Here is a 24,409-nt window from a genome sequence, read left to right on the forward strand (position 1 = left end):
GGTGGGCCACTTTGCGGTGATCGCGCCGCCGCTTTATAGCCACTTTCACGCGTTGCAGGCGTTAGCACAAACGCTGCTGGCGCGTGGCCATCGCATCACCTTCATCCAGCAAGCCGACGCCCGCACTTTGCTCAGCGACGAACGCATTAATTTCGTTGCAGTAGGCCAGCAAACGCATCCGGCCGGTTCGCTGGCGCCCGTGCTGCATCGGCTGGCTTCGCCGGGCGGCCTGTCGCTGTTTCGCGTAATCAACAATCTCGCCTCCTGCACCGATATGCTGTGCCGAGAACTACCAGCGGTACTGAAAGCGTTGAAGATTGATGGTGTGATCGCTGATGAAATGGAAGCAGCAGGCGGATTAGTCGCTGAAGCGCTGCATCTGCCCTTTGTTTCGGTGGCCTGCGCCTTGCCGGTCAATCGTGAAGCCGGGATTCCGCTGGCGGTGATGCCCTTCCGTTTTGCTCAGGATGAAAAAGCGCTAAAACGTTTTCAGGCCAGCAGCGAGATTTATGATCGCATTATGCGTCGTCACGGCGAGGTGATCCTCAAACACGCGCGGGCGTTTAATTTGACGGAGCGGCGCGGATTACATCAGTGCCTGTCGCCACTGGCACAAATCAGCCAGATGGTGCCGGCCTTTGATTTTCCACGTCAGCAACTGCCCGCCTGCTATCACGCTGTGGGGCCACTGCGCGCGCCGGTTGCTGCAGCGCCGCTCAACGCGCCCTGGCCGGCGCTGCGCCAGCCGGTGGTTTACGCCTCGCTGGGTACGCTGCAAGGCCATCGCTTCCGCCTGTTTTTGCATCTGGCACAGGCGTGCCGCCGCCAGCAACTTTCGCTGGTGATCGCTCATTGTGGGGGATTGAACGCCGATCAGGTGCACAAGTTGCAGCTGGCTGGTGCAGCGTGGGTGACGGATTTTGTCGATCAACGTGCCGCCCTGCAACACGCGCAGCTTTTTATTACTCATGCCGGATTAAACAGCGCGCTGGAAGCGCTGGAATGCGGTACGCCGATGCTGGCGCTGCCCATTGCCTTTGATCAACCCGGCGTGGCAGCGCGCATTGAGTGGCATGGCGTTGGACGGCGCGCATCGCGCTTTAACCGCGTTCATCAACTGGAGCAGCATCTGCAACAATTACTTACCGACGATCGCTACGCGTTACGGATGTCAGCGATACAGGCACAGCTACAGCGCGCAGGCGGTTGCCAGCGTGCGGCCGACATCGTCGAACAAGCGCTGTGCCAGCAGCAAGTTGTGCTGGCGGAGGCCACCTGATGCGTGCGCACTACGATGTGATTCTGGTCGGTGCCGGACTGGCAAACGGTTTGATTGCGCTGCGTCTGCGCCAACTGCAGCCGCAGCTCAAATGCCTGTTGCTGGAGAGCGACGCACATCCGGCAGGCAATCATACCTGGTCATTTCATCAGAGCGACCTCAGCGCTGAACAGCTGCGTTGGCTGCACCCGCTGATGACGGCACGTTGGTCCGGTTATCAGGTACGTTTTCCCGCGCTGCGCCGTAATCTGGATGGTGATTACTGTTCCATCGCATCAGACGATTTTGCCCGGCATCTCTACGCGGCGATGGGTGACGATCTGTGGACAAACACAGCCGTACAACAGGTAAAACCCACGCAGGTGACGCTGGCGGATGGCCGTGAGCTTGCTGCGCAAGTGGTGATTGATGGTCGCGGCTTACAACCCACGCCGCATCTGCAACTGGGTTATCAGGTGTTTCTCGGACAAGAGTGGCAGCTGGCGCAGCCGCACGGCCTGCAACAGCCAATCCTGATGGATGCCACCGTCGATCAGCAAGCGGGCTATCGGTTTGTTTACACGCTGCCGCTCAGCGCCGATCGGTTGCTGATTGAAGATACCCATTACGTTAATCAGCCCACGCTGGCGGAGAACACCGCTCGTCATCACATCGCCGACTATGCCAAACAGCAAGGCTGGCGGCTTGGCACGCTGCTGCGTGAAGAGCATGGCATTTTGCCGATTACCCTTAGCGGCGATATTGAACAATTCTGGCAACAGCAGCGCGGCCAACCGTGTAGCGGCCTGCGCGCCGGGCTGTTTCATGCTACCACCGGTTACTCCTTGCCCTCCGCCGTGGCGCTGGCGGAATTGGTGGCCACGCTGTTGCCCACCGATGCCAGCACGCTCAGCCAACACATCGAATACTTTGCCCGTCAGCAGTGGCGCGAACAGCGATTTTTCCGCCTGCTGAATCGCATGCTGTTTTTGGCCGGTAAGCCGCAGCAGCGCTGGCGCGTGATGCAACGTTTTTACCGGCTCGATGCCGGGTTAATTAGCCGCTTTTACGCCGGGCAACTGCGCCTGCGCGATAAAGCGCGAATTCTGTGCGGCAAGCCGCCGGTGCCCATCGGTGAAGCGCTTCGCGCGCTGTTAAATTCTGTCGAACCAGGGAAGAAAAAATGAAACGCACTTATGTGATTGGCGCAGGCTTTGGCGGCCTGGCGCTGGCGATTCGCCTGCAAGCGGCGGGCATACCAACCACTTTACTTGAGCAGCGCGACAAACCGGGCGGACGCGCCTATGTGTTTGAAGATAGCGGCTTTACCTTTGATGCCGGACCTACGGTGATCACCGATCCCAGCGCCATCGAAGAGTTGTTTACGCTGGCGGGAAAATCGCTCAGCGATTACGTCGAGCTGATGCCGGTAACGCCCTTCTATCGCCTGTGCTGGGAAGATGGCAAACAGCTCGATTACGACAACAATCAGCCGCTGCTGGAGCAGCAGATTGCCACGTTCAATCCGCAGGATGTTGCAGGCTATCGTCAGTTTCTCGCCTATTCCCGTGAAGTATTTAAAGAAGGTTATCTGAAACTCGGTACGGTGCCGTTTCTGCAAGTGCGTGACATGCTGCGCGTCGCGCCGCAGCTGGGACGTTTGCAAGCCTGGCGCAGCGTCTACAGCATGGTGGCGAAATTTATTCAGGACGATCATCTGCGTCAGGCGTTCTCCTTTCACTCATTGCTGGTGGGCGGTAATCCTTTTGCAACGTCATCGATCTATACCTTAATTCATGCGCTGGAACGTGAATGGGGCGTATGGTTTCCGCGCGGCGGCACCGGTGCGCTGGTACAAGGCATGGCGCGGCTGTTTGAGGATCTTGGCGGCGAGCTGTTACTGAATGCCGAAGTGAGTCAGCTGGAAACCAACGGCAACCGCATTAGCGGCGTTCAGTTAGAAGACGGACGACGCTTCGATGCCGCTGCTGTGGCCTCCAATGCCGACGTGGTGCATACCTACGACAAACTGCTGCGCCACCATCCGCTGGCAATCAAACGTGCAACATCGCTGAAGCGTAAGCGCATGAGCAACTCGCTGTTTGTGCTCTATTTTGGCCTTAATCAGCCACATGAACAGCTCGCGCATCACACTGTCTGTTTTGGCCCGCGTTACCGCGAATTGATTGATGAGATTTTTAACAGCAGCCAGCTAGCTGAGGACTTTTCACTCTACCTGCACGCGCCCTGCAGCAGCGATCCGTCGCTGGCACCGCCCGGCTGCGGCAGCTTTTATGTGTTAGCGCCGGTGCCGCATCTCGGCACCGCTGACATCGACTGGCAACAGGAAGGACCGCGCTTGCGCGATCGAATTTTTGCTTATCTGGAGCAGCACTACATGCCGGGATTACGTCAGCAATTAGTGACACACAGAATGTTTACGCCGTTTGATTTTCGCGACACGCTGCATGCCCATCACGGCTCGGCGTTTTCGCTGGAGCCGATTTTGACGCAAAGCGCCTGGTTCCGCCCGCATAATCGTGATGCCGATATCAGCAATCTCTATCTGGTGGGTGCCGGTACGCATCCGGGCGCGGGCGTGCCCGGTGTAATCGGTTCGGCTAAGGCCACCGCCAGGCTGATGCTGGAGGATCGCGCCGAATGAATCGACAGCCTTTACTTGAGCAAGTGACGCAAACCATGGCGGTCGGCTCGAAGAGTTTCGCCACCGCCGCCAAGCTGTTTGATGCACCGACGCGCCGTAGCACGTTGATGCTGTATGCCTGGTGTCGTCACTGCGACGATGTGATTGATGGGCAAACGCTGGGCGAAGGCGGCACACAGCATGCTGTCGAAGACGCGCAGGCACGTATGCAGCATCTGCAGATTGAAACCCGTCGCGCCTACAGCGGTGCGCACATGGATGAACCGGCCTTTAGGGCGTTTCAGGAAGTGGCGATCATTCACCAACTGCCTCAGCAACTGGCGTTTGATCATCTGGAAGGCTTCGCCATGGATGCACGTGACGAACACTATGCCAGCTTCGACGACACACTGCGTTACTGCTATCACGTTGCGGGCGTGGTCGGTTTGATGATGGCGCGCGTGATGGGCGTGCGTGACGAAGCGGTACTCGATCACGCCTGCGATTTAGGTCTGGCGTTCCAGCTCACTAACATTGCGCGCGACATTGTCGAAGATGCCACAAATGGTCGCTGCTATCTGCCGCAAACCTGGCTCGATCAGGCGGGATTACGCGCCGATACGCTGACGGCGCCGCAACATCGTGCAGCGCTCGCCACACTGGCAGCGCGTTTAGTGGCGGAGGCGGAACCCTATTATCACTCGGCGCGATCCGGTTTACCGGGTTTACCGCTGCGCTCGGCGTGGGCCATCGCTACGGCACGCGGCGTTTATCGCGAAATTGGCGTCAAAGTTCAGCACGCCGGTGTGCACGCCTGGGATTCACGTCAGCGCACCAGTAAAGGTGAAAAACTGGCGCTGCTGGTGAAAGGGGCTGGTTTGGCGATTACTTCGCGTGTGGCTCATCCTGAACCGCGTCCGGCTGGTCTGTGGCAGCGTCCTCGTTGATTTTTCGCCCATGGCGCTGACGCAGCGTGGCTTGCAGCTTACTCAGCGGTGGCGCGTAGAGGAAACCAAATGACACGCAGCCTTCACGTCCGCGCACCGCATGATGCATGCGGTGCGCCATGTATAAGCGCTTGAGATAGCCTTTGCGCGGGATATAGCGGAACGGCCAGCGTTGATGCACCAGACCATCGTGCACCATGAAGTAGAGCGCACCGTACGTCGTCATTCCGGCACCAATCCACTGCAGCGGCCACATGCCTTGCACACCGACATAAATCAGCACAATCGCCAGTACCGCAAACACCACCGCATACAGATCGTTGAGCTCAAACTTACCGCTGTGCGGTTCATGGTGCGACAAATGCCAGCCCCAACCCCAGCCGTGCATGATGTATTTATGCGACAGCGCCGCGACGATTTCCATCACCACCACGGTTGCCAACAAGATAAGCACGTTCCATAACCAGAGCATTGTTCGTCCATTTGTGGAAAAGGGAAATACTAAAGGTGGACGCGGATGAGCGATGGCGCAAGCGACAAATTTAATATGACCGCACTCGATAATCCGTCGACTTTACATCTCCCCACTCACTCGTTAGTATTGCCCTCCTTTCAGCGGTCAATCGCCGCTGCGTAAGCGTTAACGTCAACCAACGCACCATAAGCAGACTCGGTCTGCCTCATTGCTATGGTGCGAAAATATGACCCATACCGCGTTATCTGCGAATCCTGTTCTGCGTCGTTCTGGTTTTTTCCTGTTCTTACTGCTGCTGACGGCGGCCAACTTGCGCACGCCTATTACCGCGGTCGGCCCGGTGCTGGAAAACATCCGGCTGACGTTTGGCCTGAGCGCCAGTGCCGCGGGCGTGATTAACTTCTTGCCGCTGTTGATGTTCGCTACCTTAGCGCCACCTGCAGCCTGGTTCGGCAACCGTTTTGGTCTTGAGCGCAGTTTGTGGGGCGCATTACTGCTCATCACGCTGGGATCGATGCTGCGTATCAGCGGCAGTGAATCTGCGTTGTGGGCGGGAACCATCATCCTGAGCTCGGGGATTGCGGCGGCCAACGTGCTCCTGCCGCCGCTGATTAAACGTGATTTCACCGAACACACCGCCCGATATGTTGGCTTGTACGCGATGACCATGGCAATCACCGCCAGCATTGCGTCGGGCGTGGTGGTGCCGCTGGCAGAGCTAAGTAGCGCGGGCTGGCGACTCTCATTAGCAGTGTGGCTGGTTCCGGCGATCGTCGCGCTGTTAGCCTGGCTGCCGTATCTGAAGAAGCCTGCGTCTCAGGCAAAAAACAGCGCCAACAGCACTTCAACGCGCTCACCGTGGCGCGCGGCCTTAGGCTGGCAGGTTTCACTGTTTATGGCCTGCCAGTCGCTGGTGTTTTACACCTTGATTGGCTGGTTTACGCCTTTTGCGCAAGACAGCGGCATTAGCCAACTGGAAGCGGGTGGCATGCTGTTTGTCTATCAGATTGTGGCCATCGTTTCGAATCTGGCTTGCATGAGTGCGCTGAAGAAAATGCGCGATCAGCGAGCGATTGGTTTTCTCGCCTCGCTGTCGATTTTTATCGCGGTTGCGGGTCTGCTAATCGCGCCAAATTACGCGCTGTTGTGGCTGATTCTGGCGGGACTCGGCGCCGGTGCATCGATGGTGATTTGCCTGTCGCTGTTTAATCTGCGCACCCATGATCATTTGCAGGCATCGAAATTGTCGGGCATGGCACAATGCGTCGGTTACGGATTAGCGGCGCTGGGCCCGCTCTGTTTTGGCCTGCTGCATGATGTTAGCGGCAACTGGCAGTGGCCGCTGATGCTGCTGTTGGTGATAGCCGGATTGCAGATGGTTGTGGCTACGCTGGCTGGGCGGGCGCGGGTTATTTAACCTGGAAGTCATCCAGCGTGGTGCGGGTCAAGGGATCTTGCTGAGTGGCGTTTAACAGCGAATCAAGTAAACCCGGAAAACGGGCATCGAGATCGTCGCGGCGCAGCGACAGCAGATTTTCACGGCCAGAGGGTTTCTGCCAGATAATGCCGCCCTCGCGCAGCACGCGCCAGTGATGAGTTAAGGTGGATTTGGAGACGCCTTTCAGCAGCGATCCGCAAGTGTGTTCACCGCCGTCCGCCAGAATGCTGATCACCGTCATACGCATCGGATTGCCCAACGCCGCCAGCACATTCTCCAGCCTGATTTCATCGCGCTGTGGGTGGTTTTCCAGCATGGCGTGCCTCTTAATTATGGGTGAACCACGAATTATCAGGCAGGCAAGGCTCGATGTACAGAACACGGCGAGCGCTTGCCCGCCGTGGGTTTGACATTACTGGCTAATGGTTTGCTTAAGCGCCGCAATCGAGGAGGTCACGCCCGCTTCCACCGACATGGTGAGATCTTCCATCTCCAGCGATACCCAATCGTTGTAGCCCATCATGCGTACCACCGAGAAGAACTCTTTCCACCACTGCAGATCCTGGCCGCAACCGACGGCAACATAGTTCCACGCGCGATTGGCGACATCTTCCACCGGTTTGGTTTCCAGCAGACCGTTGATGTCCACCAGCCCGCGCTCCAGACGCACATCTTTGCCGTGGCAGTGATGAATCGCCGGGCCAAGCGCGCGCGCAGCGGCAATCGGGTCCGCGCCCATCCACAGCAGATGGCTGGGATCGAGGTTCAGACCAACCATATCACCCACCGCGTCGCGCAGGCGGAACAAGGTTTCCGGATTCCACACCAGCATCGAACTGAAGTTCTCCAGCGCAAACTTCTCCACGCCGCTCTCTTTAGCGCGCTGCACCAGCCCTTGCCAGTATGGGATTGCCACTTCATTCCACTGATAATCGAGGCAGTTTTTCAGTGTCGGCGGCCAGCTCACGGTGTAAGTGATCCAGTTTGGAATGGTGTCGTGCGGGCTGGCGGGCGGCAGGCCGCTCATCATCACGATTTTTTTCACGCCCAGTTCACCGGCCAGCGCCAGCGCGTTTTCCGTATCGCGTTTGTGCTTGTTGCCCAGTTCACCCGGATCGAGCGGATTACCCGACACGTTCAGCGCCGCAATCGACATGCCGCGACTCTCCAGCGCCTGCAACAGCTGTTGACGCTGCGTGGCACTCGCCAGCAACGCTTCGGTACGCAGATGCGGTGCCGTTGACCAGCCGCCGGTCGTCATTTCAACGCCGTAAACACCCAATTCCAGCAATTTATCCAGCATCTGTTCAAACGGCAGATGACCCAGGCTATCGGTACAAAACGAGAGTTTCATGGCAGTCCTTATTCGTAGTTAACCCAGCTCGCGCCGTTGTCCGCAGAACGCACGCAGTTTTCGATCCAGCGCACACCTTCAATCCCGGCGTTGATATCGGGATAGATCAGGTTATCGAGAGTTTTTTGGTCGCCCTGTTGGGTGGCGTGAATGGCGATGGCAAATTTCAAATAGATGTTGGCCCAGGATTCCGCCAGACCTTCGGTATGCAGTGCGCCCAGACGTTCATCTGCCAAAGCACTTTCATGCAGGTACGGCATGCCGTGATGCATGATCTGATTCGGCTGGCCCTGCACTTCATATTTCAGCTCGCCAGGGTTGTAGTCGCTCCACTCCAGACTGGCGCGCGAACCAATCACACGAATGCTTTGGCTGTCCATCGAACCGGCGTTAATGGATGAGGCCCACATGCGCCCTACCGCGCCGTTGTCGTAATGCATCAGCACCATGGCGTTATCTTCCAGCGGCGCACGCGACGGAATAAAACTCTGACGATCGCACAGCAGCGATTTCACTTTCAGCTCTGGCAGCACCAGCTGTGAGATGTAGAAGGTGTGCGTAGAGATATCGCCGAGTACAAACGACGGACCGGCAATTTTAGGATCGACGCGCCATTTTTGCGCTTCGCTGAATTTGTCGGCGCTGTCATTGGCGCTGAAGCCGTGGGTGTATTGCAGCTCCACCATGCGCACATCACCAATTTCGCCATTGGCGATCATCGCCCGCATCTGCATTAGCAGCGGATGGCCAGAGAAACCGTAAGTTACGCCGACAATCAGCCCTTTCGCCGCCGCCAGCGCTTTGATTTCCAGCGCTTCGGCGGTGGTGAAGAACAGTGGCTTTTCACAAATCACGTGAATACCGGCATTCAGCGCCGCTTTAGTGATCTCGAAATGGGTGCCGTTTGGTGTGGCGATAGATACCACTTCAACGCCATCCTCACGCTTTGCCTCTTCGGCCAGCAGCTGCTGATAAGTGGCGTAGCAGCGATCCGCATCGAGTCCTAAGTTGACGCCGAAATCGCGGCCGCGCTCGGCATCGATATCAAAGGCGCTGGCAACCATCTGATACGCCGTGTTATCACGCAGCGCACCACAACGGTGTTTATAACCAACCTGGCTGAGACGACCGCCACCGATCATGGCCCAGCGCAGTGGGCGTGGAATACTCTTTTCACCAATGAGCATAACAACTCCTGTTTGTTTTGCACTCGGGTGCAAAATGGGTTGAGGTAAGATGTTGGGTATTGTTTTTCAGGTATTTTACTTTTTGCTACCGGGTGCAAAATGAGCCACCTAGGTGAGCCTTTAATGATGTTTCTTGTTTTGTGGTGAGCAAAATGTCGGCGAAGACGACTTTTTAGTCAATCTGGCAAAGTGCAAATCAGCGAAAGCGATCACAAAAAGTGAATGAAATGCACCCGATTGCAAAAAACGTTGCAATCGGGTGCAAAGATCAAACATAATCGCAACATCATAAAAACAGGGTTAATTGTCGCGCTTTACACCAAATGCGTGCGCTTAGGTGTTTATTTTCCGTTGGGTTTCACGTTCAATGCTGGGGGTCTCCGCTTTTTCCCCTATGCAGGTGCTATGAGTAAACCAACCGCAAAATCCCACAAAGCCACCGCCAGCGATGTGGCAAGACTGGCTGGCGTCTCGAAATGGACGGTGTCGCGAGCCTTTACGCCCGGCGCGTCCATTTCCGAGAAAGCGCGCGAACGCGTAATCACTATTGCTACCGAGCTGGGTTACCGCCCTAACCTGCTGGCGCGCAGCCTTTCGCAGAAAAAGACTCAGATTATTGGCGTGGTGATCGACGAGCTAAAAAATCCGCACTCGATGCTGATGCTCGACACCGTCACCCGTCAGCTGCAGCAGCGCGGCTACATGGCGCTGCTGCTGAATATTGGTAGCGGTGAAAACTACCGTGCGGTGCTGTCGCTGGCCGATCAGCTGCAGGTCGATGGCATGCTGTTTCTCGGCACGGTGCTGAGTGATGAACTGATCGCCGTGGCGCGTGAAATGCACCACATTCCGCTGGTGCAGGTGTGCCGTAACAACGACGAACCCGGCATTGAAGTGGTCAATGTCGATGGATTGCAGGCGGGCAAACAGCTGGGCGAACTGCTGCTGTCGCAAGGCTATACGCGCATCGGTTACATGATGGGACCGGCCACCAGCAGCCATCACACGCTGCGTTTAGAAGGCTTGCAACTGGCGCTCAACGAAGCTGGCTTAGCGCTGGAAGTGCTGCTCACCGCCGGTGAATACGCCCGCGAACGCAGCTACGACGTGTTGACCGAGTATCTCAACGCGCACGCGCCCGATCAGCGGGTAGAAGCGCTGTTTTGCGAAAACGATGTGCTGGCGCTCGGCGCGCTGGCGGCACTGCGCGAAGGTGCAGGCAACAAATTTATGGCGGTGGTGGGTTTCGATGACATCGACGAAGCCAGCTTGCCCGGCTGGCAGCTCACCACTTTCAGCCAACGTATTGATTTGATCGTCACTGAAGCCCTGAACCGGCTGATTGATGAACGTGCCACTCCGGGTGGCGTTTGGTCTCAGGGAGAATTGCGTATTCGACGCTCTCACCTGAAGCCGTGAGGTAACAAGGAGGAGAGATGAAGTTGTCGTTGCATGGCGTGTCTGTTTGGTACAGCAATGCCGTCACTCAGTTACGCATCGCCCATGAGACAGGCTTTAGCGGGCTGGAAATCCTGCCAGAACACCTGTATCGCTATCTGGAAAACGGTGGCAGCTATGCTGCCTACCGCGATCTGATGGCGAAATACAGCGTCAATATTACCTGCATCAATGCGCTGAAACGCATTGGTCGACATGAACCGCAAGCGCGAGCTGAACTGCTGCGCGAAGCGGAAAAAATCTGCCAGGCCGCGGTAGAATTGCGTTGCCCGGTAGTGCAAATCATGGCGCTGACCGAACTCGATCACCTTTCCGCTAACGAGCGTGATGCCATCCTGCTGGAGAATATCTCCGCCATCGCCGATATCGGCGCACCGCACGGCATCAAATTCCAGGTTGAAGTCGTCGCCTTCACCGCGTTCAATTCGCTGCAACACGCGCTTGATCTGATTAAACAGAGCGGCAAAGACAACCTCGGTGTGGTGGTGGATTTCTGGCACCTGCATGCCGGTGGCGGCACCACGCCTGCCGAAGTGGCGCGCATGGATAAAGATCTGATTTACGGCGTGCATTTCTGCGATGGTCGCGCGGCGAAACCGGGCGAAGCCTGGGATGAGTGGGTACAACGCGACTATGCGCCGGGCGAAGGCGATGTCGATATTGCCGCCTGGGTAGCGGCGGTGAAAGCAACCGGCTACGACGGCGTTTGGTCGCCGGAACTGTTAAGTCCGCAGAATTGGGAAGACGATCTGTGGGATATTTCCCGTCACTGCTATGAAGATATGAATAAATATATTCATTAACATAAAGGACGCCCGATAAACGGGTTTCCCGCGAATACGGTCACCATAAATGGAGACCGAATATTAATCCACCTCTGAAAAAATAATAACGAACGCAGATTCGTTGCTAGCGCCTGCGCGCTATTTAGCGCGATGTCATTGCGTCTGAAATATCTGAACGTCGTGCTCTGTCAATATTCATGTCTTGAAGATTAAGGGATAAGAAGGATGAACCGAAGAGAAGCGCTCTTTTCGCTCAGTGGAATTGTGGCATCCCTCGCCGTCGCGCCGCAACTGCGGGCAAAAGAGCTGCACAATGTCCCGCTGGAAACCAAACTCAGCCCCGATCACCTGCCGCAACCCGCATGGCAAGACGGTTATCAGGTGCTCAATAATCCGCTGGACCGCCAAAACCTGGCGGCCATTTTTGATCGCCTGATCCCCGCCGATGATCTTGGCCCATCCGCCAGTGAAGCAGGCGCAATCGAGTTCCTCGATAACCAGTTAGCCGGAGATTATGGCTCCGGCGCGGCGCTCTATTTGCAGGCGCCGCTGCATCCGGAAAATGAAGCGGCGTTGATGGGCAGCCCGCAATTTCTCACGCCGCCGAAAGCGCGCTATTTAACCGGCTTAGCCGCGCTGGAAAAGTGGGCGCAGCAACAGCATCAGGCTTCATTGCATACCTTATCAGCTGAACAGATCGATATATTCCTGACGGCAATGGAAGACGGCAAGATCGATTTAGGAAAAGACGTGAATAGCCAGGCGCTGTTTGAATTAATGCTGCAAAACGCGCGTGAAAGCTATTTAGCGGATCCGATTTATGGCGGAAATAAAAATATGGTGGGCTGGAAAATGATCGGTTTTCCTGGCGCACGCTATGACTATCGCCCTTATATCGAACGCCGCAACGAAAATCTGGCGCTTATTCCCGTCAGTCTGATTCCTAACGATTAAATAGCCGGAGCTGAGTCAATGTCATTAGTTAGAAATAAAGCTGACGTGGTCATCGTCGGCTTAGGTTGGGCCGGTTCGGTGATGGCGGAAGAGCTAACCCGCGCGGGACTTAACGTGGTCGCCATCGAACGCGGTGCCTGGCGCGATACCTCGACCGATTTCCCGGTCGCCATTGATGCCGATGAACTGCGTTTCCACACGCGCCGCAAAATCCTGCAACCAATGAGCGTGGAAACCACCACCTTCCGCAACCGCAGTGATCAGCTGGCGGCGCCGGTGCGTAACTGGTCCGCGTTTCAGTTTGGCTGGAACGTCGGCGGTGCCGGCACACACTGGGCGGGCATGTCATGGCGCTTTACGCCGTGGGATTTTGAAGTGGCGAAGCAAACCCGTGAACGCTACGGCGCGAAGAAGATGCAGGGTTTGCAACTGCAGGATTGGGGCGTGACCTACGACGAAATGGCACCGTTCTACGATCGCTTCGAGCGTATTGCGGGTACCTCCGGTATCGCGAGCAATCTCAACGGCCAGCCGCAAAAAGGCGGCAATATCTTCGAAGGCCCGCGTTCGCGCGACTATCCTACCCCGCCGCTGAAAGATACGCACTGGATGAGCAAGTACCGCAAAACCACCGAGAATATGGGTTATCACCCGTTCACGGTGCCTGCCGGTAACCTGTCGCAAGCCTATGTGAATCCGCTCGGCGTCAGCATGGGTCCGTGTACGTATTGCGGCTTCTGCGACTTCCACGGCTGCGGCAACTTCTCCAAATCATCGCCGCAAGCCTGCATTCTGCCGGTGCTGATGCGCCGTCCAAACTTCACGCTGCTGACCGAAACCGAAGTGCTGCATGCCGTGAAACATGACGACGGTAAAACGGTGAAAGGTGTGAAATTCATTACTCAGGATGGCGTGGAAGGCTTCCAACCGGCGGATATCGTCTGCATCACCGCTTATCAGATGGATAACGTGCGCCTGATGCTGCTCTCCGGCGTGGGCGAGCAATACAATCCGCTGACCAGGCGCGGCACCATTGGCCGTAACTACAACTATCAAACCTGCTCCAGCGTCACCGGCTTCTTTGATAACGAATACATGAATCCGTTCATCGGCGGCGGCGCATTGGCGGTGCAGATTGATGACTTCAATGGCGATAACTTCGACCACAGCGATCTCGATTTTATCGGCGGCGCGGGCATCATGGGCTTCTCCACCAACGGCCGTCCGATTCAGAACATGAACGGCCTGCGTCCGGGCACCAAACGCTGGGGCAGCGAGTGGAAAGCGGGTTACAAGCGTGATTACCAAACCGCTGGCACCATCTTCTGCCAGGGTACCTCAATGCCGATGCGCGAAGCCTATCTCGATCTCGATCCTAACTACAAAGATCGTCATGGCCAGCCGCTGATCCGCACCACGTTCGACTGGAACCAGAACGATGTGCGCATGGCGAAGTACGTCACCGATCGCGCTATCAACATCATGAAAGAGACCGGCGGCCAGCATATCGTGGTGGATAACCAGGCGGAGAAAAGCTGGAATCCGTATAAGCAGCACAGCTCGCACACCATAGGTGGCGCGGTGATGGGCGCCGATCCCAGCACTTCTGCACTCAATCCGTATCTGCAAAGTTGGGATGCGCACAACCTGTTTGTGGTCGGCGCATCCGCCTTCCCGAACAACGGCGGTTATAACCCCACCATTACCATTGGTGCGCTGGCGGTGCGCGCCGCGCAGGCGATCCACCAGAAGTACATCCATAATCCGGCACCGCTGGTGGGGGCGTAATCATGGCGAAAGCAAAGAAAATTACCTACACGCTCGCCGCGCTGGCGGTGATTGCAGGCATCGCGGCGTCCGGCCGGTTGTGGGTGGTGTTAGACAGCGCGCGCTCCAACGTTGCCGACGACAAGGTGCAGCTGGCCGATTTCCACAGCAACGACGATGCCGCCATCAAACGCGGTGAGTACGTGATGCGCCTCGCCGACTGTGCCGCCTGTCACAATGCGGACTTCTCCGGCGGCTACAAAATCGATACGCCCTTTGGCGCGCTGCAGACCTCGAACATTTCACCAGACCGTGAAACCGGCATCGGTAACATGACCGAGCGCGATTTCTTCAACGCGGTGCGTCAGGGACGCGGCGAACACGGCTTCCTTTATCCAGCGATGCCGTACACCGCTTACACCCAAATGAGCGATGGCGATATGCACGATCTTTGGGCCTACTTCTCGGCGAAAAAACCGGTGCACAACGCCATCGATGAGAATGCGGGCATGAATTTCCCGTATAACATTCGTCTGGCGATGGCGGGCTGGAACCTGTTGTTCTTCGATAACAACGCGTTCAAGCCGCAAACTGCGCAGAATGACGAGTGGAATCGCGGCAAATACATCGTTGATGGTCCGGCGCACTGTAGCGTTTGTCACACCGCGCGCAACGCATTGGGCGGCGAAATCAGCAGCCAGTACCTGCAAGGCGGCAATCTGGGCAGCTGGTACGCGCCGGATATCACGCCAAATCCTCACGCTGGCATTGGCAAGTGGAGCGATGCACAGATCGCTGACTATCTAAAAACCGGCTCTAACGGCGAAAGCGTGGCGGCGGGTCCAATGGCGGAAGCGGTTGAGCACTCGACGCAGTATTTTAACGATCGCGATTTGCACGCTATCGCCACTTATCTGCGCAGCTTACCGGCCTCTTCCACGCCGAAATCCGCCGGGTTTGTGATGGATAAAACGCGTCACGATCAGGCGGCACTGCGCTATGAAGTGGATTGTTCGGCGTGTCACGGGTTGTCGGGTGAAGGTATCACCGGCATGGTGCCCGCCTTTGCGGGCAATGGCGCGATGCAGAACGATCCCACCAACATGATCCACGCGCTGCTGGACGGTGCCCGTGCGCCGCACACCGAAAGCCGCCCCACGTCCGCAGGCATGCCGGCATTCTCGTGGAAACTTAACAATCAGGAGATGGCGGATGTGCTGAACTACGTGAGAAATTCGTGGGGAAATCAGGCTGCGGAAGTGAAGGCCAGCCAGGTCGCCGATCTGCGCAAAATCACCGGCGCAGGGGATAAGTTGAAAGTCCCGGCAATGAAATAGTGTTTGTTGCGAATTAAAACGCCCGATGTGTTGATCGCATCGGGCGTTTTTGTTTTTTAAATACTTTTAAACTTTCGTTCGATTAAGCGTGAATCGTTAGCTCAAAGGCTAATATTAGCTGTTGAGCTAATACCAAATCACCGTTAGAATTATCGCACGGAGGCCCTGCCAGTGTTCGAGGTTATCTACCATGAAGCAGCTGAGGATGAACTCAGGTCATTACCGCCAATCATTCGCGTGAAGTTTGTAAAACTCGTCAATCGACTGCAAACCGATCCTTGCAGTCTCCGTGAACCTCATACAAAACCATTGGGAAATGGGCTGTATGAGATTAGAACGTCTGGTAGCGATCTCACGCGGACTTTGGGTGTATCAGCGAGCACAGAAAATTTACATGCTGCGTATTTTCATTAAGAAGAGTCAAAAAATACCATCATCAGAAATAGAGAAAGCCCTGCGAAGGCTGGAGGAAATGCAGAATGAAATATAAAACTCACAATCAAATTCATGAAGAGATGCTGCAAGATCCCGAATATCGTGCAGCATGGGAAGCTGAGGAGCGTAAATCGCGGATGCAATCGCTACTCAAACAGTGGCGGCAGAATGCGGGTTTAACCAGCGCTCAGGTAGCTGAGCGAATGGGAGTAAAACCGCCAACCGTTTCGCGCATGGAAAAAAACATCACCTCTGCCAGCCTGGATACTCTCGCGCGATACGCCAAAGCGTGCGGCGTTGGCTCAGCAACGCTGTTATTTTGAGAATTATTACGCCGGAGGCCATTTTTTGATTTCCGGCGTTCTTTATTCGACCAGACTCAACGCAGCAGTTGGGCAATCCCCCACAACGCCAACGCATGATCGTCTTCGGAGGGTAAACCACTGATGGTGACTGCGCCGATGATCGCGCCTTGAACAGTAAGCAGCGGGAAAGAGCCACCGTGATCGGTGTAATCTTCCTGGCGAGTATAAGCCTGCTTTGCCATACGCTCGCCCTTTTGCTCATTGAAAAGCCCCAGATACAGAGATGAATGACCGGTCAACAGCACGGTATTGCGCTTGCGACGCATCCATTCCAGATTTTCTGGAGCGGATCCTGGCAACGCAGCCAGAAACAGCACCTGTCCAAACGCATAGACTTCGATAGCCACAGGCGCATTGTCTTCACGGGCACGCTGCTGGATGCTTTGGCCGATTTGCCACGCTAAATCGAAATCAAACTGCGGTAAACGATGCTCAGCTTCCTGCTGTAGCAAGGTTTCAAGGGACGGCAGCGATGACATGATAGGAACCTCTCAATTTGAAATAAATTTTCCATATTTTATAACATGGAAGATATTTTTCGCATGTGATGAGCTTCTCACTTCAGATTCGCTAACCGGAATCGCGCGGCACCATCTCAAAGCCAAGATCGATAATGGGATGTTCAACAATATTGCCTCGCAGCCGGTTCAGCAGTTGCTCAGCCGCTAATTGTCCCATGCGATGCCGTTCAATGCGCACCGTCGAGATAGCGGGGAAATTGGCTGCGGCAAAATCCAGATCGCCAAAACCAATCACCGCCAGTGGGTTTGGCACGTTTATTCCACGTGCCTGCGCTTCCATTAATGCGCCTTGCGCCAGGGTATCGGAACTGCACACCAGCACATCGACATCAGGATGCGCATCCAGCAGTTGAGCGCAGGCTTCGCGCCCGCGCTGCATCAGCGCTGGCAGCGCTATCGGCGCATCAACTTGCGGTGAAATGCCTTGAGCGGCTAACGCATCGAGTAATCCCTGCTTGCGCTGCAGCGCGCGGCGGTCATCGGTCCAAATCAAACCTGGTCGCTGATAACCGCGTTCTGCGAGGTACGCTGCCACACGCGCGCCGACCTTTTCGTGGGAAAAACCCACCAGCATGTCGATCGGTGTTGGCGTCATGTCCCAGATCTCCACCACCGGCACTTCGGCCTGCAACAACACTTTTTTCAACTGGCTGCTGTGATGAATGCCGGTCAGCACGATGCCATCCGGACGCCGCGACAACAGCGTCGCCACGGTTTCTGCCTCGGTTTCAGTCTCATAGCCGGTGACGCACAACAGCATGTGATAGCCGTGCGCGCTGAGCGTGTCATTCAGCGTCTGAATGGTATCAACGAACATATTGTTATTAATTTGCGGCACCACCACCGCGATTAAGCGGCTGCGATTGCTCGCCAGGCTGCCGGCTTGGGCGTTAGTAATATAGCCGGTGGCGCTGATGGCAGCTTTCACTTTGGCTACCGTCGCCGGCCGCACCTGCTGCGGCGAATTTAACGCCCGGCTGACCGTCATCGGCGAAATCCCCGCGACGCGGGCAACATCTTCCAGCGTTGGCGCGCCTTTGCGCACCAGTTTGGTTGGTTTCATGGCAGCTCACGGTTCATGCAGATGCCGCTAGCATAGCAGTCTGGTGAGACGTGACAACAGCTCAACGCTAAAATGTTAGGGCTATCATTATTATTGCAGAATGGTAAAAGTGTGATCATCAAGACATAACTAAACCTAACTCCTGGCACATAGTGCAATGCGGACCAAAAATGTTAGCGCAATCATTTACCGGAGAACATCATGTCGAGTGTGAATTCTAACGCCGTGAGCTACGCCAAAACGCAGGCTACAGGCAACGCCACGGACAGCGGCGATCGTATTGTGTGGATCCATTTGTCGCTGGTATTTTTGCCGCTGGCAACGCCGGTCAGCGATGCCAAAGTACTGACCGGACGTCAAAAGCCATTAACCGAAGTGGCAATAATCGTTGCGGAAATTGAAACGCGCGATGGCTATCAAGGCATCGGCTTTAGCTATTCAAAACGCGCCGGCGGTCAGGGCATTTATGCGCATGCCTGTGAAATTGCTGACGCTCTGCTGGGTGAAGATCCTAATGATATCGACAAGATCTACACCAAACTGCTGTGGGCAGGCGCGTCAGTCGGCCGCAGCGGCATGGCAGTGCAGGCGATTTCGCCGTTTGATATCGCGCTGTGGGATATGAAAGCGCGTCGCGCCAGGCTGCCGCTGTCTAAGCTGTTGGGTGCACATCGCGATTCCGTCCAGTGCTACAACACCTCCGGCGGATTCCTGCACACGCCTCTCGATCAGGTGATCAAAAACGTGGCGATTTCACGCGAAAGTGGCATTGGCGGCATCAAGCTTAAAGTCGGTCAGCCCAACACCGCTGAAGATCTGCGTCGATTAACCGCGGTGCGCCAAACGCTGGGCGATGATTTCCCGCTGATGGTTGACGCCAATCAGCAATGGGATCGCGAAACGGCGATCCGCATGGGCCGCAAGATGGAGCAGTTTAATCTGGTGTGGATTGAGGAGCCGCTGGATGCTTACGATGTCGAGGGCCACGCCGCGCTGACTGCCGCGCTGGATACGCCCATCGCCACCGGGGAAATGCTCACCAGCTTCCGCGAGCATGAACAGCTGATTCTGGGCAATGCTAGCGACTTCGTGCAGCCCGACGCGCCGCGCGTTGGCGGCATCACGCCTTTCCTGAAGATCATGGATCTGGCAGCGCGGCATGGCCGCAAACTGGCACCGCATTTCGCGATGGAGATCCACATTCACCTGGCGGCAACCTATCCGATTGAACCCTGGCTGGAGCACTTTGAATGGCTCAATCCGCTGTTCAATGAGCAGCTGGAACTGCGCGATGGCCGCATGCTGATTTCCGATCGTCACGGCCTTGGCTTTAGCCTGAGCGAGCAGGCGCGGCGCTGGACCACGCTGACGCACAGCGTCGGCAAGCGACCTTAGGCCAAATCAGGCGGAATCGCGCCGTAATGCACCGCGAGCCACACCGTTGGGCCGCTGCTGTCCGTCCTGTTGACGCGATGGCGGCAGCCTGCGGGAATCTCGACAAAATCGCCAACCTGCAAATGACGCTCCTGCGCTTCCCCTTCTAGCTGCAATCCTGCCGATCCCTGTAAAATCATCACCCATTCACCTTGCGTCTGGCAGTACCAGAAATCCGGTGGACTGGCTTGCCCGGTGGAAACGATGCGTTCGATGTGTAGATTGGGCTGCGTTAGCAGCGCTTCGAACGTCTCTGCGCTGCCGTTCTGTGCGGCGGCGGGGAAATCGCGAAACAGGTTGGTTATCATCGCGCGAGCTCGACATTTGATGAAATCAGCTCGCACTGTAACGCAGGCTTCACCCAGAAGGCTCACAGAATTTCGCGCCGCCGATTGACGCGCTGCACGCAAATCACCATCATCCTGGCCACGAATGGCTACATGGAGCGTGAAGGTGTCGGAACTCAGTAATGCATTGCTAGAAGAGATTGTCAGCGAAGTTCGCCCGCTCACCCAACAGGGGAAAGTGGCGGATTATATTCCGGCGCTGGCCGACGTGGATGCCGATCAGCTCGGCATCGCCATTTGCACGCCTGACGGACGCTGTTTTCAGGCCGGCGATGCCGCGACGCGATTCTCCATCCAATCAATTTCCAAAGTGTTGTCACTCAGCGTGGCGCTCACCTTGTATGAGGATGGTGAAATCTGGCAACGCGTCGGCAAAGAGCCGTCCGGCCAGGCGTTCAATTCGCTAGTGCAGCTGGAGCTGGAACAAGGCAAACCGCGCAATCCGTTTATCAATGCCGGTGCGCTGGTGATGTGCGATCTGCTGGAAAGCCGCCTGACAGCACCGCGTCAGCGCATGCTGGAAATTGTGCGTCGTCTGGCGCAGCAAAACGACATCAATTACGACCGCGTCGTCGCGCGCTCTGAATACGAACATTCGGCACGCAATGCCGCCATTGCCTGGCTGATGAAATCCTTTGGCAACTTCCATAACGATGTCAGCAAAGTGATGGAAACCTATTTTCACTACTGCTCGTTAGCGATGAGTTGTGAAGAACTGGCGCGCACCTTTCTCTATCTCGCCAATCAGGGCCGCACTCAGGATGATGAATCAGCGGTGATCTCACCGCGCCAGGCACGTCAGGTGAACGCCTTGATGATGACCAGCGGCATGTACGATGGTGCCGGAGAATTCGCCTGGCGCGTGGGTATGCCAGCGAAGTCGGGCGTCGGCGGCGGCATTGTTGCGGTGATCCCTGGCGACATGAGTATCGCAGTCTGGTCGCCCGCGCTGGATCATTCGGGTAACTCCTTAGCAGGCACCGCGCTGCTGGAGAAACTTACCGAACGACTGGGAAGATCGATTTTTTAAGGCGCCTTGAATCACCGTAGGGTCGCCATTCATGGCGACCACATCATATTGTTTCCACTCTGTATTTAACAGGTTGCATTAACGTTAACGGCCACATCTCTTTAAGTGATTATTTTCAAAAGGTGCGAATTTTTACTTAAATAACCTCTATTTTTTTAACCCACCAACGGCATTCGCGTTACACTTCCGCCTCATTTACGGAATCATCCACTAGCAACCATGACGTTTACACATCACTTCCGCCAGCGTTTCACTGCCTGCGTCGCCATTGTGGCGGTGCTGCTGCTGTTCGTCGCGCCGATTGTGTCGAAAACGTTGATGGAGCGTCAAAGCCAGCTGCGGTCAATGCCGCAGCACAGCATGATGGATAGCTCAATGAGCCATCATGAAATGATGATGGCGGATATGCCGATGCCCGGCATGAGCCATCACATGATGGACGACGGCGAGTTTGCCTGCGGCTACTGTGATCTGCTGGTGCATGTCCCGCTGTTGATGTGGGTGTTTATTCCGTTCATCTGGCTGATCATGGTGATCTCACGCGCCCCGCCGCTGCCCCGCGTGGTTGCGCCGATTGTGCGTCGCTTTAGCAGCATTCATCGTCCGCGCGCCCCGCCTGCACCGCTTCCTGCTGACCTCATTTATTGCAGCGCACGCTCGGCTTGAGCGATGTGCTAAGACAATTTCTTTTTGGAAGGAAGACGGCTTTGTCTGCTGCTCACTCTGCAGCACCGCGCGGCGCGGTGCTTAATTTGCTACGTCGCTTACATTTTTATATTGGTCTGTTTGTCGCCCCGTTCATCTTCGTTGCGGCGCTCAGCGGCACGCTTTATGTGTTAACGCCTCAGCTGGAAAACCTGATTTATGCCGATGCGCTAACTGCTGAACCACATGGCAACGCGCAGCCGCTGTCCGCGCAAATCAGCGCGGCCCGCGCTTATGCGGGAGAAAATCAACACATTTACGCGGTGCGTCCTGCGCCGCACGCAACGGACACCACGCGGGTGCAATTCAGCGACGCCACGCTCGGTGCATCGCTGTCGCGTGCGGTATTTATCGATCCTTATAGCCTGAAAGTGAAAGGCGATATGCCGGTTTACGGCACCAGCGGCGTATTGCCGTTGCGCACCACCATCGACTTGCTGCACAGCAGCCTGCTGCTGGGCGATTTCGGTCGCAACTACAGCGAACTGGCGGCGTCCTGGCTGTGGGTGGCGGCGCTGGGTGGCGTGGTGCTGTGGCTGGGAACGCGTCCGAAACGGAAGCTGAAACAGCCGCGCAGTGGCTTCGCCTTCAGCCGACACTGGCACGTCACGCTCGGACTGACGCTGGCAATCGGTTTGGTGTTCTTCTCAGTGACCGGCCTGACGTGGTCGCAGTGGGCGGGCGGCAATATCGATCGCATGCGTACTGAACTGAACTGGCTGACGCCACAAGTCAATACCTCGCTGAATAGCGATGCGCCTGCTGCACCAGCCGATCCGCACGCCGAGCATAGGGCGGATATGTCGGGCATGAGCATGCCGATGTCATCCATGACCAAACCGGCGGCGGCGCCCGCCAAACCGGTGCGTAATAACGCTGCCGATGCCGACTGGGATCGCGTTCTGAACGCGGCGCGTCAGGATGGGCTGAGCGCAGCGAAGCTCGAATTGCGTCAGCCGAAAAGCGCTGACAAAGCGTGGGCGGTGACGGAAATCGACCGCAGTTGGCCAACGCACGTGGATGCGGTGTCAGTGAATCCGCAAGACTTTAGCGTGGTGGATCACGTCTACTTTGCCCGTTTCCCGCTGGTGGCGAAGCTGACGCGCTGGGGTGTGGATGCGCACATGGGCGTGCTGTTTGGATTGCCCAATCAGCTGCTGCTGGCGTTCTTTGGCCTTGGTTTATGCAGCATGATTGTGCTCGGTTATCGCATGTGGTGGATTCGCCGGCCAAAAGATGTCGAAGCGAATCCAGCACAAACCCTGACCGAAACCTGGATGGCGTTGCCGCATTACGCCAAAGGTGCGTGGTTAATGTTGGCGCTGGCGTTGGGTTACGCGCTGCCGGTGATGGGCGCGAGTTTGCTGGCGTTCCTGCTGCTGGATATTCTGCGCTGGCGTAAACAGCAACGCGCGCCGCTTGATGAAGCCGCGCTGCTGGCCTCACAGCAATCTCCGCTGGGCATTATTCGCGCACGCTTTGCCGTGAAGCGTAAAGAGATGCGCTATTTCCTGCGCGGTTTGTTCATCCTGGCGCTGATTGTCGGCACGGTGATGAGCAATGCGATTATCGGCGGCGTTATCGATCAATATGGCATTCCGTTCAGCCACTGGTCGCTGACCATGTACATCACGCAGGGCTTTATGATTGCGTTGTACACCACGGTGTTTACCGCACTGACGTCAATCCCGCTGTGGTATTTCTTCCTCGGCGAAAAGGATGACCGAGGCTAATTTCGTAGGGTCGCCATCCATGGCGACCTTTTTTACCACCTGCACCGCCCTTAAAAATCCGCTTTCAACACCACGCGATAGTTCGCTTTCCCGGCACGCAGATGTTCCAGCGCTTCATTCACCTGCGACATCGGGAACGCTTCAACCTGCGGCGCGATGTCAGTACGCGATGCCAATTTCAGCAACGCCCGCAATTGGCCCGGTGAACCGGTTGACGATCCGGTTAACGCACGGTCACCAACAATCAAACTGAACGCCGGCACTTCAAACGGCTTCATCACCGCGCCCACAGTATGGAACGCGCCACGGCGCGCCAGCGCCTGATAGTACGGCTTCCAGTCCAGATCCACCGCCACGGTGCTGATAATCAGATCAAACTGCCCGGCCAGCGCGCTCAACGCCTGCGGATCACGGCTGTTTACCACCCGATCGGCACCCATCGCTTTAATCGAATCAGTTTTCGCGGCTGAAGTACTGAACGCCGTAACGTGCGCACCCATCGCCCGCAGCAGTTTGATCGCCATATGCCCCAGACCGCCAATGCCGATCACGCCGACGCGGCTGGTGGCGGAGATGTTGTGCATTAACAGCGGTTTAAACACGGTAATACCGCCGCAGAGTAACGGCCCAGCGGTGGCGATATCCAGCGCGTCCGGCAGTGGGATCACCCATTGCCAGTTAGCGCGCAGATGACTGGCAAAGCCGCCGTGATTATTGATGGTAGAGGTTTTACCGTTTTCGCAGTTCACCTGATCGCCTTCGATACAGGCATCGCAGTGCTTGCAGCTTTTCGCTGTCCAGCCAATGCCCACGCGCTGGCCGATGTGCAGCCCTTTGTTTTGCGCCGCATCACCCAAAGCCACCACACGACCAATCACTTCGTGACCCGCAATCAGCGGATAGCGCGAGCCGCCCCATTCGTTATCGATCATCGATAAATCGGAATGGCAGACGCCGCAATAATCTACCGCAACCTGCACATCCTCAGCGGCCATTGGACCGGCATCGTATTCGTAAGGCACCAACGCCTCACCCGCTTGCAGAGCGGCATAGCTGGAAATTTTCATTGCTGTCCTCGAGTTGGGTTGGGTGACAGCAGTTTATCAAAGCGATGCGTCATTATATGCCGAACAATCAGGGGATTAAGGCTGAGGATGCTGTTTGGGAGGGAG

23 protein-coding genes and 1 pseudogene are annotated in these 24,409 nt (G+C 56.3%); 16 read left to right on the plus strand and 8 right to left on the minus strand.

Annotated features, from left to right (window positions below; translation table 11 throughout):
• The first annotated feature begins 1 nt into the window (after position 1).
• From AC6I8A_RS23230 to crtB, 4 genes are read left to right on the plus strand one after another with little or no spacing between them, the layout of a single operon-like run.
• Positions 2–1,279: a glycosyltransferase gene (locus tag AC6I8A_RS23230; protein WP_497819314.1), complete on the plus strand. Its 1,278-nt coding sequence runs from the start codon at positions 2–4 to the stop codon at positions 1,277–1,279.
• A complete protein-coding gene (gene crtY, locus AC6I8A_RS23235) occupies positions 1,279–2,445 on the plus strand; it encodes a lycopene beta-cyclase CrtY (RefSeq protein WP_436331793.1) in 1,167 nt (388 codons plus the stop codon). Before AC6I8A_RS23230 ends, crtY begins: the two co-directional genes overlap by 1 nt.
• Positions 2,442–3,923, plus strand: coding sequence for a phytoene desaturase (locus tag AC6I8A_RS23240; protein ID WP_436331792.1), 1,482 nt, complete (start codon positions 2,442–2,444; stop codon positions 3,921–3,923). The genes crtY and AC6I8A_RS23240 overlap by 4 nt, the downstream gene beginning before the upstream one ends.
• Positions 3,920–4,849, plus strand: a complete 930-nt coding sequence (gene crtB, locus AC6I8A_RS23245) for a 15-cis-phytoene synthase CrtB (protein WP_497819315.1) — start codon at positions 3,920–3,922, stop codon at positions 4,847–4,849. Before AC6I8A_RS23240 ends, crtB begins: the two co-directional genes overlap by 4 nt.
• Here crtB and AC6I8A_RS23250 read toward each other — a convergent pair.
• Complete coding sequence (locus AC6I8A_RS23250; protein ID WP_293792498.1) at positions 4,788–5,321, minus strand: sterol desaturase family protein; 534 nt, start codon at positions 5,319–5,321, stop codon at positions 4,788–4,790. The two genes, crtB and AC6I8A_RS23250, sit on opposite strands and share 62 nt — an antisense overlap.
• A gap of 229 nt (positions 5,322–5,550) precedes the next feature.
• Between AC6I8A_RS23250 and AC6I8A_RS23255 the strand changes: the two genes are divergently transcribed.
• On the plus strand, positions 5,551–6,741 hold the full coding sequence (locus tag AC6I8A_RS23255; protein WP_497819316.1) for an MFS transporter: 1,191 nt from the start codon (positions 5,551–5,553) through the stop codon (positions 6,739–6,741).
• Here the strand turns inward: AC6I8A_RS23255 and AC6I8A_RS23260 are convergent.
• From AC6I8A_RS23260 to AC6I8A_RS23270, 3 genes are all read right to left on the minus strand, one after another.
• Positions 6,734–7,078, minus strand: a complete 345-nt coding sequence (locus AC6I8A_RS23260; protein ID WP_256699109.1) for an ArsR/SmtB family transcription factor — start codon at positions 7,076–7,078, stop codon at positions 6,734–6,736. The genes AC6I8A_RS23255 and AC6I8A_RS23260 overlap by 8 nt on opposite strands.
• A 96-nt stretch (positions 7,079–7,174) precedes the next feature.
• Positions 7,175–8,116 (minus strand): sugar phosphate isomerase/epimerase family protein, encoded by a 942-nt coding sequence (locus AC6I8A_RS23265; RefSeq protein ID WP_497819317.1) that lies wholly within the window; start codon positions 8,114–8,116, stop codon positions 7,175–7,177.
• Positions 8,117–8,124: 8 nt separating this feature from the next.
• Positions 8,125–9,303 (minus strand): Gfo/Idh/MocA family protein, encoded by a 1,179-nt coding sequence (locus AC6I8A_RS23270; protein ID WP_008108027.1) that lies wholly within the window; start codon positions 9,301–9,303, stop codon positions 8,125–8,127.
• 405 nt (positions 9,304–9,708) lie between these two features.
• Between AC6I8A_RS23270 and AC6I8A_RS23275 the strand changes: the two genes are divergently transcribed.
• The 7 genes and pseudogenes from AC6I8A_RS23275 (at position 9,709) to AC6I8A_RS23305 (ending at position 16,362) form a co-directional block, all read left to right on the plus strand.
• Positions 9,709–10,722 (plus strand): LacI family DNA-binding transcriptional regulator, encoded by a 1,014-nt coding sequence (locus AC6I8A_RS23275; protein ID WP_497819318.1) that lies wholly within the window; start codon positions 9,709–9,711, stop codon positions 10,720–10,722.
• Between the two features lie 17 nt (positions 10,723–10,739).
• Positions 10,740–11,564 (plus strand): sugar phosphate isomerase/epimerase family protein, encoded by an 825-nt coding sequence (locus AC6I8A_RS23280; RefSeq protein ID WP_479490835.1) that lies wholly within the window; start codon positions 10,740–10,742, stop codon positions 11,562–11,564.
• A gap of 207 nt (positions 11,565–11,771) precedes the next feature.
• Positions 11,772–12,500, plus strand: a complete 729-nt coding sequence (locus tag AC6I8A_RS23285; RefSeq protein ID WP_293792493.1) for a gluconate 2-dehydrogenase subunit 3 family protein — start codon at positions 11,772–11,774, stop codon at positions 12,498–12,500.
• A gap of 18 nt (positions 12,501–12,518) precedes the next feature.
• Positions 12,519–14,288 carry a GMC family oxidoreductase gene (locus tag AC6I8A_RS23290; protein WP_497819319.1) on the plus strand — a complete coding sequence of 590 codons (1,770 nt, stop codon included), beginning with the start codon at positions 12,519–12,521 and terminating at the stop codon, positions 14,286–14,288.
• A 2-nt stretch (positions 14,289–14,290) separates the two neighbouring features.
• Positions 14,291–15,604, plus strand: a complete 1,314-nt coding sequence (locus tag AC6I8A_RS23295; protein ID WP_497819320.1) for a c-type cytochrome — start codon at positions 14,291–14,293, stop codon at positions 15,602–15,604.
• A 171-nt stretch (positions 15,605–15,775) separates the two neighbouring features.
• Positions 15,776–16,094, plus strand: a pseudogene (locus AC6I8A_RS23300) (type II toxin-antitoxin system RelE/ParE family toxin).
• Complete coding sequence (locus AC6I8A_RS23305) at positions 16,084–16,362, plus strand: helix-turn-helix domain-containing protein (RefSeq protein ID WP_497819321.1); 279 nt, start codon at positions 16,084–16,086, stop codon at positions 16,360–16,362. The pseudogene AC6I8A_RS23300 and the gene AC6I8A_RS23305 overlap by 11 nt, the downstream one beginning before the upstream one ends.
• Positions 16,363–16,418: 56 nt before the next feature.
• Here AC6I8A_RS23305 and AC6I8A_RS23310 read toward each other — a convergent pair whose 3' ends face one another.
• Together AC6I8A_RS23310 and AC6I8A_RS23315 are read right to left on the minus strand one after the other, a co-directional pair.
• Complete coding sequence (locus AC6I8A_RS23310) at positions 16,419–16,883, minus strand: heme-degrading domain-containing protein (RefSeq protein ID WP_497819322.1); 465 nt, start codon at positions 16,881–16,883, stop codon at positions 16,419–16,421.
• A gap of 91 nt (positions 16,884–16,974) precedes the next feature.
• A complete protein-coding gene (locus AC6I8A_RS23315; RefSeq protein ID WP_497819323.1) occupies positions 16,975–17,988 on the minus strand; it encodes a LacI family DNA-binding transcriptional regulator in 1,014 nt (337 codons plus the stop codon).
• 198 nt (positions 17,989–18,186) lie between these two features.
• Between AC6I8A_RS23315 and AC6I8A_RS23320 the strand changes: the two genes are divergently transcribed.
• Positions 18,187–19,383: an L-talarate/galactarate dehydratase gene (locus AC6I8A_RS23320; protein ID WP_497819350.1), complete on the plus strand. Its 1,197-nt coding sequence runs from the start codon at positions 18,187–18,189 to the stop codon at positions 19,381–19,383.
• On the opposite strand, the gene AC6I8A_RS23325 is transcribed toward AC6I8A_RS23320, so the two are convergent.
• The gene (locus AC6I8A_RS23325; RefSeq protein ID WP_497819324.1) at positions 19,380–19,730 is read right to left on the minus strand and encodes a cupin domain-containing protein; all 351 of its coding nucleotides are present in this window, start codon (positions 19,728–19,730) and stop codon (positions 19,380–19,382) included. The two genes, AC6I8A_RS23320 and AC6I8A_RS23325, sit on opposite strands and share 4 nt — an antisense overlap.
• Before the next feature lie 145 nt (positions 19,731–19,875).
• Between AC6I8A_RS23325 and glsB the strand changes: the two genes are divergently transcribed.
• The 3 genes from glsB (at position 19,876) to AC6I8A_RS23340 (ending at position 23,237) form a co-directional block, all read left to right on the plus strand.
• Positions 19,876–20,799 (plus strand): glutaminase B, encoded by a 924-nt coding sequence (gene glsB, locus AC6I8A_RS23330; protein ID WP_175501710.1) that lies wholly within the window; start codon positions 19,876–19,878, stop codon positions 20,797–20,799.
• Positions 20,800–21,018: 219 nt separating this feature from the next.
• Positions 21,019–21,465: a DUF2946 domain-containing protein gene (locus AC6I8A_RS23335; protein WP_497819325.1), complete on the plus strand. Its 447-nt coding sequence runs from the start codon at positions 21,019–21,021 to the stop codon at positions 21,463–21,465.
• 41 nt (positions 21,466–21,506) lie between these two features.
• Positions 21,507–23,237, plus strand: a complete 1,731-nt coding sequence (locus AC6I8A_RS23340; RefSeq protein WP_497819326.1) for a DUF2534 family protein — start codon at positions 21,507–21,509, stop codon at positions 23,235–23,237.
• Positions 23,238–23,287: 50 nt separating this feature from the next.
• On the opposite strand, the gene ahr is transcribed toward AC6I8A_RS23340, so the two are convergent.
• Complete coding sequence (ahr, locus tag AC6I8A_RS23345) at positions 23,288–24,304, minus strand: NADPH-dependent aldehyde reductase Ahr (RefSeq protein ID WP_497819327.1); 1,017 nt, start codon at positions 24,302–24,304, stop codon at positions 23,288–23,290.
• Between the last annotated feature and the right edge of the window lie 105 nt (positions 24,305–24,409).

Source organism: Pantoea sp. X-Soil-ISGK-275 (assembly GCF_059730795.1).

Coding starts and splice junctions, on each gene's coding strand:
- crtY (WP_436331793.1), top strand. CDS start 1,279: ATGCGTGCGCACTACGATGTGATTCTGGTCGGTGCCGGACTGGCAAAC.
- AC6I8A_RS23240 (WP_436331792.1), top strand. CDS start 2,442: ATGAAACGCACTTATGTGATTGGCGCAGGCTTTGGCGGCCTGGCGCTG.
- crtB (WP_497819315.1), top strand. CDS start 3,920: ATGAATCGACAGCCTTTACTTGAGCAAGTGACGCAAACCATGGCGGTC.
- AC6I8A_RS23250 (WP_293792498.1), bottom strand. CDS start 5,321: ATGCTCTGGTTATGGAACGTGCTTATCTTGTTGGCAACCGTGGTGGTG.
- AC6I8A_RS23255 (WP_497819316.1), top strand. CDS start 5,551: ATGACCCATACCGCGTTATCTGCGAATCCTGTTCTGCGTCGTTCTGGT.
- AC6I8A_RS23260 (WP_256699109.1), bottom strand. CDS start 7,078: ATGCTGGAAAACCACCCACAGCGCGATGAAATCAGGCTGGAGAATGTG.
- AC6I8A_RS23265 (WP_497819317.1), bottom strand. CDS start 8,116: ATGAAACTCTCGTTTTGTACCGATAGCCTGGGTCATCTGCCGTTTGAA.
- AC6I8A_RS23270 (WP_008108027.1), bottom strand. CDS start 9,303: ATGCTCATTGGTGAAAAGAGTATTCCACGCCCACTGCGCTGGGCCATG.
- AC6I8A_RS23275 (WP_497819318.1), top strand. CDS start 9,709: ATGAGTAAACCAACCGCAAAATCCCACAAAGCCACCGCCAGCGATGTG.
- AC6I8A_RS23280 (WP_479490835.1), top strand. CDS start 10,740: ATGAAGTTGTCGTTGCATGGCGTGTCTGTTTGGTACAGCAATGCCGTC.
- AC6I8A_RS23285 (WP_293792493.1), top strand. CDS start 11,772: ATGAACCGAAGAGAAGCGCTCTTTTCGCTCAGTGGAATTGTGGCATCC.
- AC6I8A_RS23290 (WP_497819319.1), top strand. CDS start 12,519: ATGTCATTAGTTAGAAATAAAGCTGACGTGGTCATCGTCGGCTTAGGT.
- AC6I8A_RS23295 (WP_497819320.1), top strand. CDS start 14,291: ATGGCGAAAGCAAAGAAAATTACCTACACGCTCGCCGCGCTGGCGGTG.
- AC6I8A_RS23305 (WP_497819321.1), top strand. CDS start 16,084: ATGAAATATAAAACTCACAATCAAATTCATGAAGAGATGCTGCAAGAT.
- AC6I8A_RS23310 (WP_497819322.1), bottom strand. CDS start 16,883: ATGTCATCGCTGCCGTCCCTTGAAACCTTGCTACAGCAGGAAGCTGAG.
- AC6I8A_RS23315 (WP_497819323.1), bottom strand. CDS start 17,988: ATGAAACCAACCAAACTGGTGCGCAAAGGCGCGCCAACGCTGGAAGAT.
- AC6I8A_RS23325 (WP_497819324.1), bottom strand. CDS start 19,730: ATGATAACCAACCTGTTTCGCGATTTCCCCGCCGCCGCACAGAACGGC.
- AC6I8A_RS23335 (WP_497819325.1), top strand. CDS start 21,019: ATGACGTTTACACATCACTTCCGCCAGCGTTTCACTGCCTGCGTCGCC.
- ahr (WP_497819327.1), bottom strand. CDS start 24,304: ATGAAAATTTCCAGCTATGCCGCTCTGCAAGCGGGTGAGGCGTTGGTG.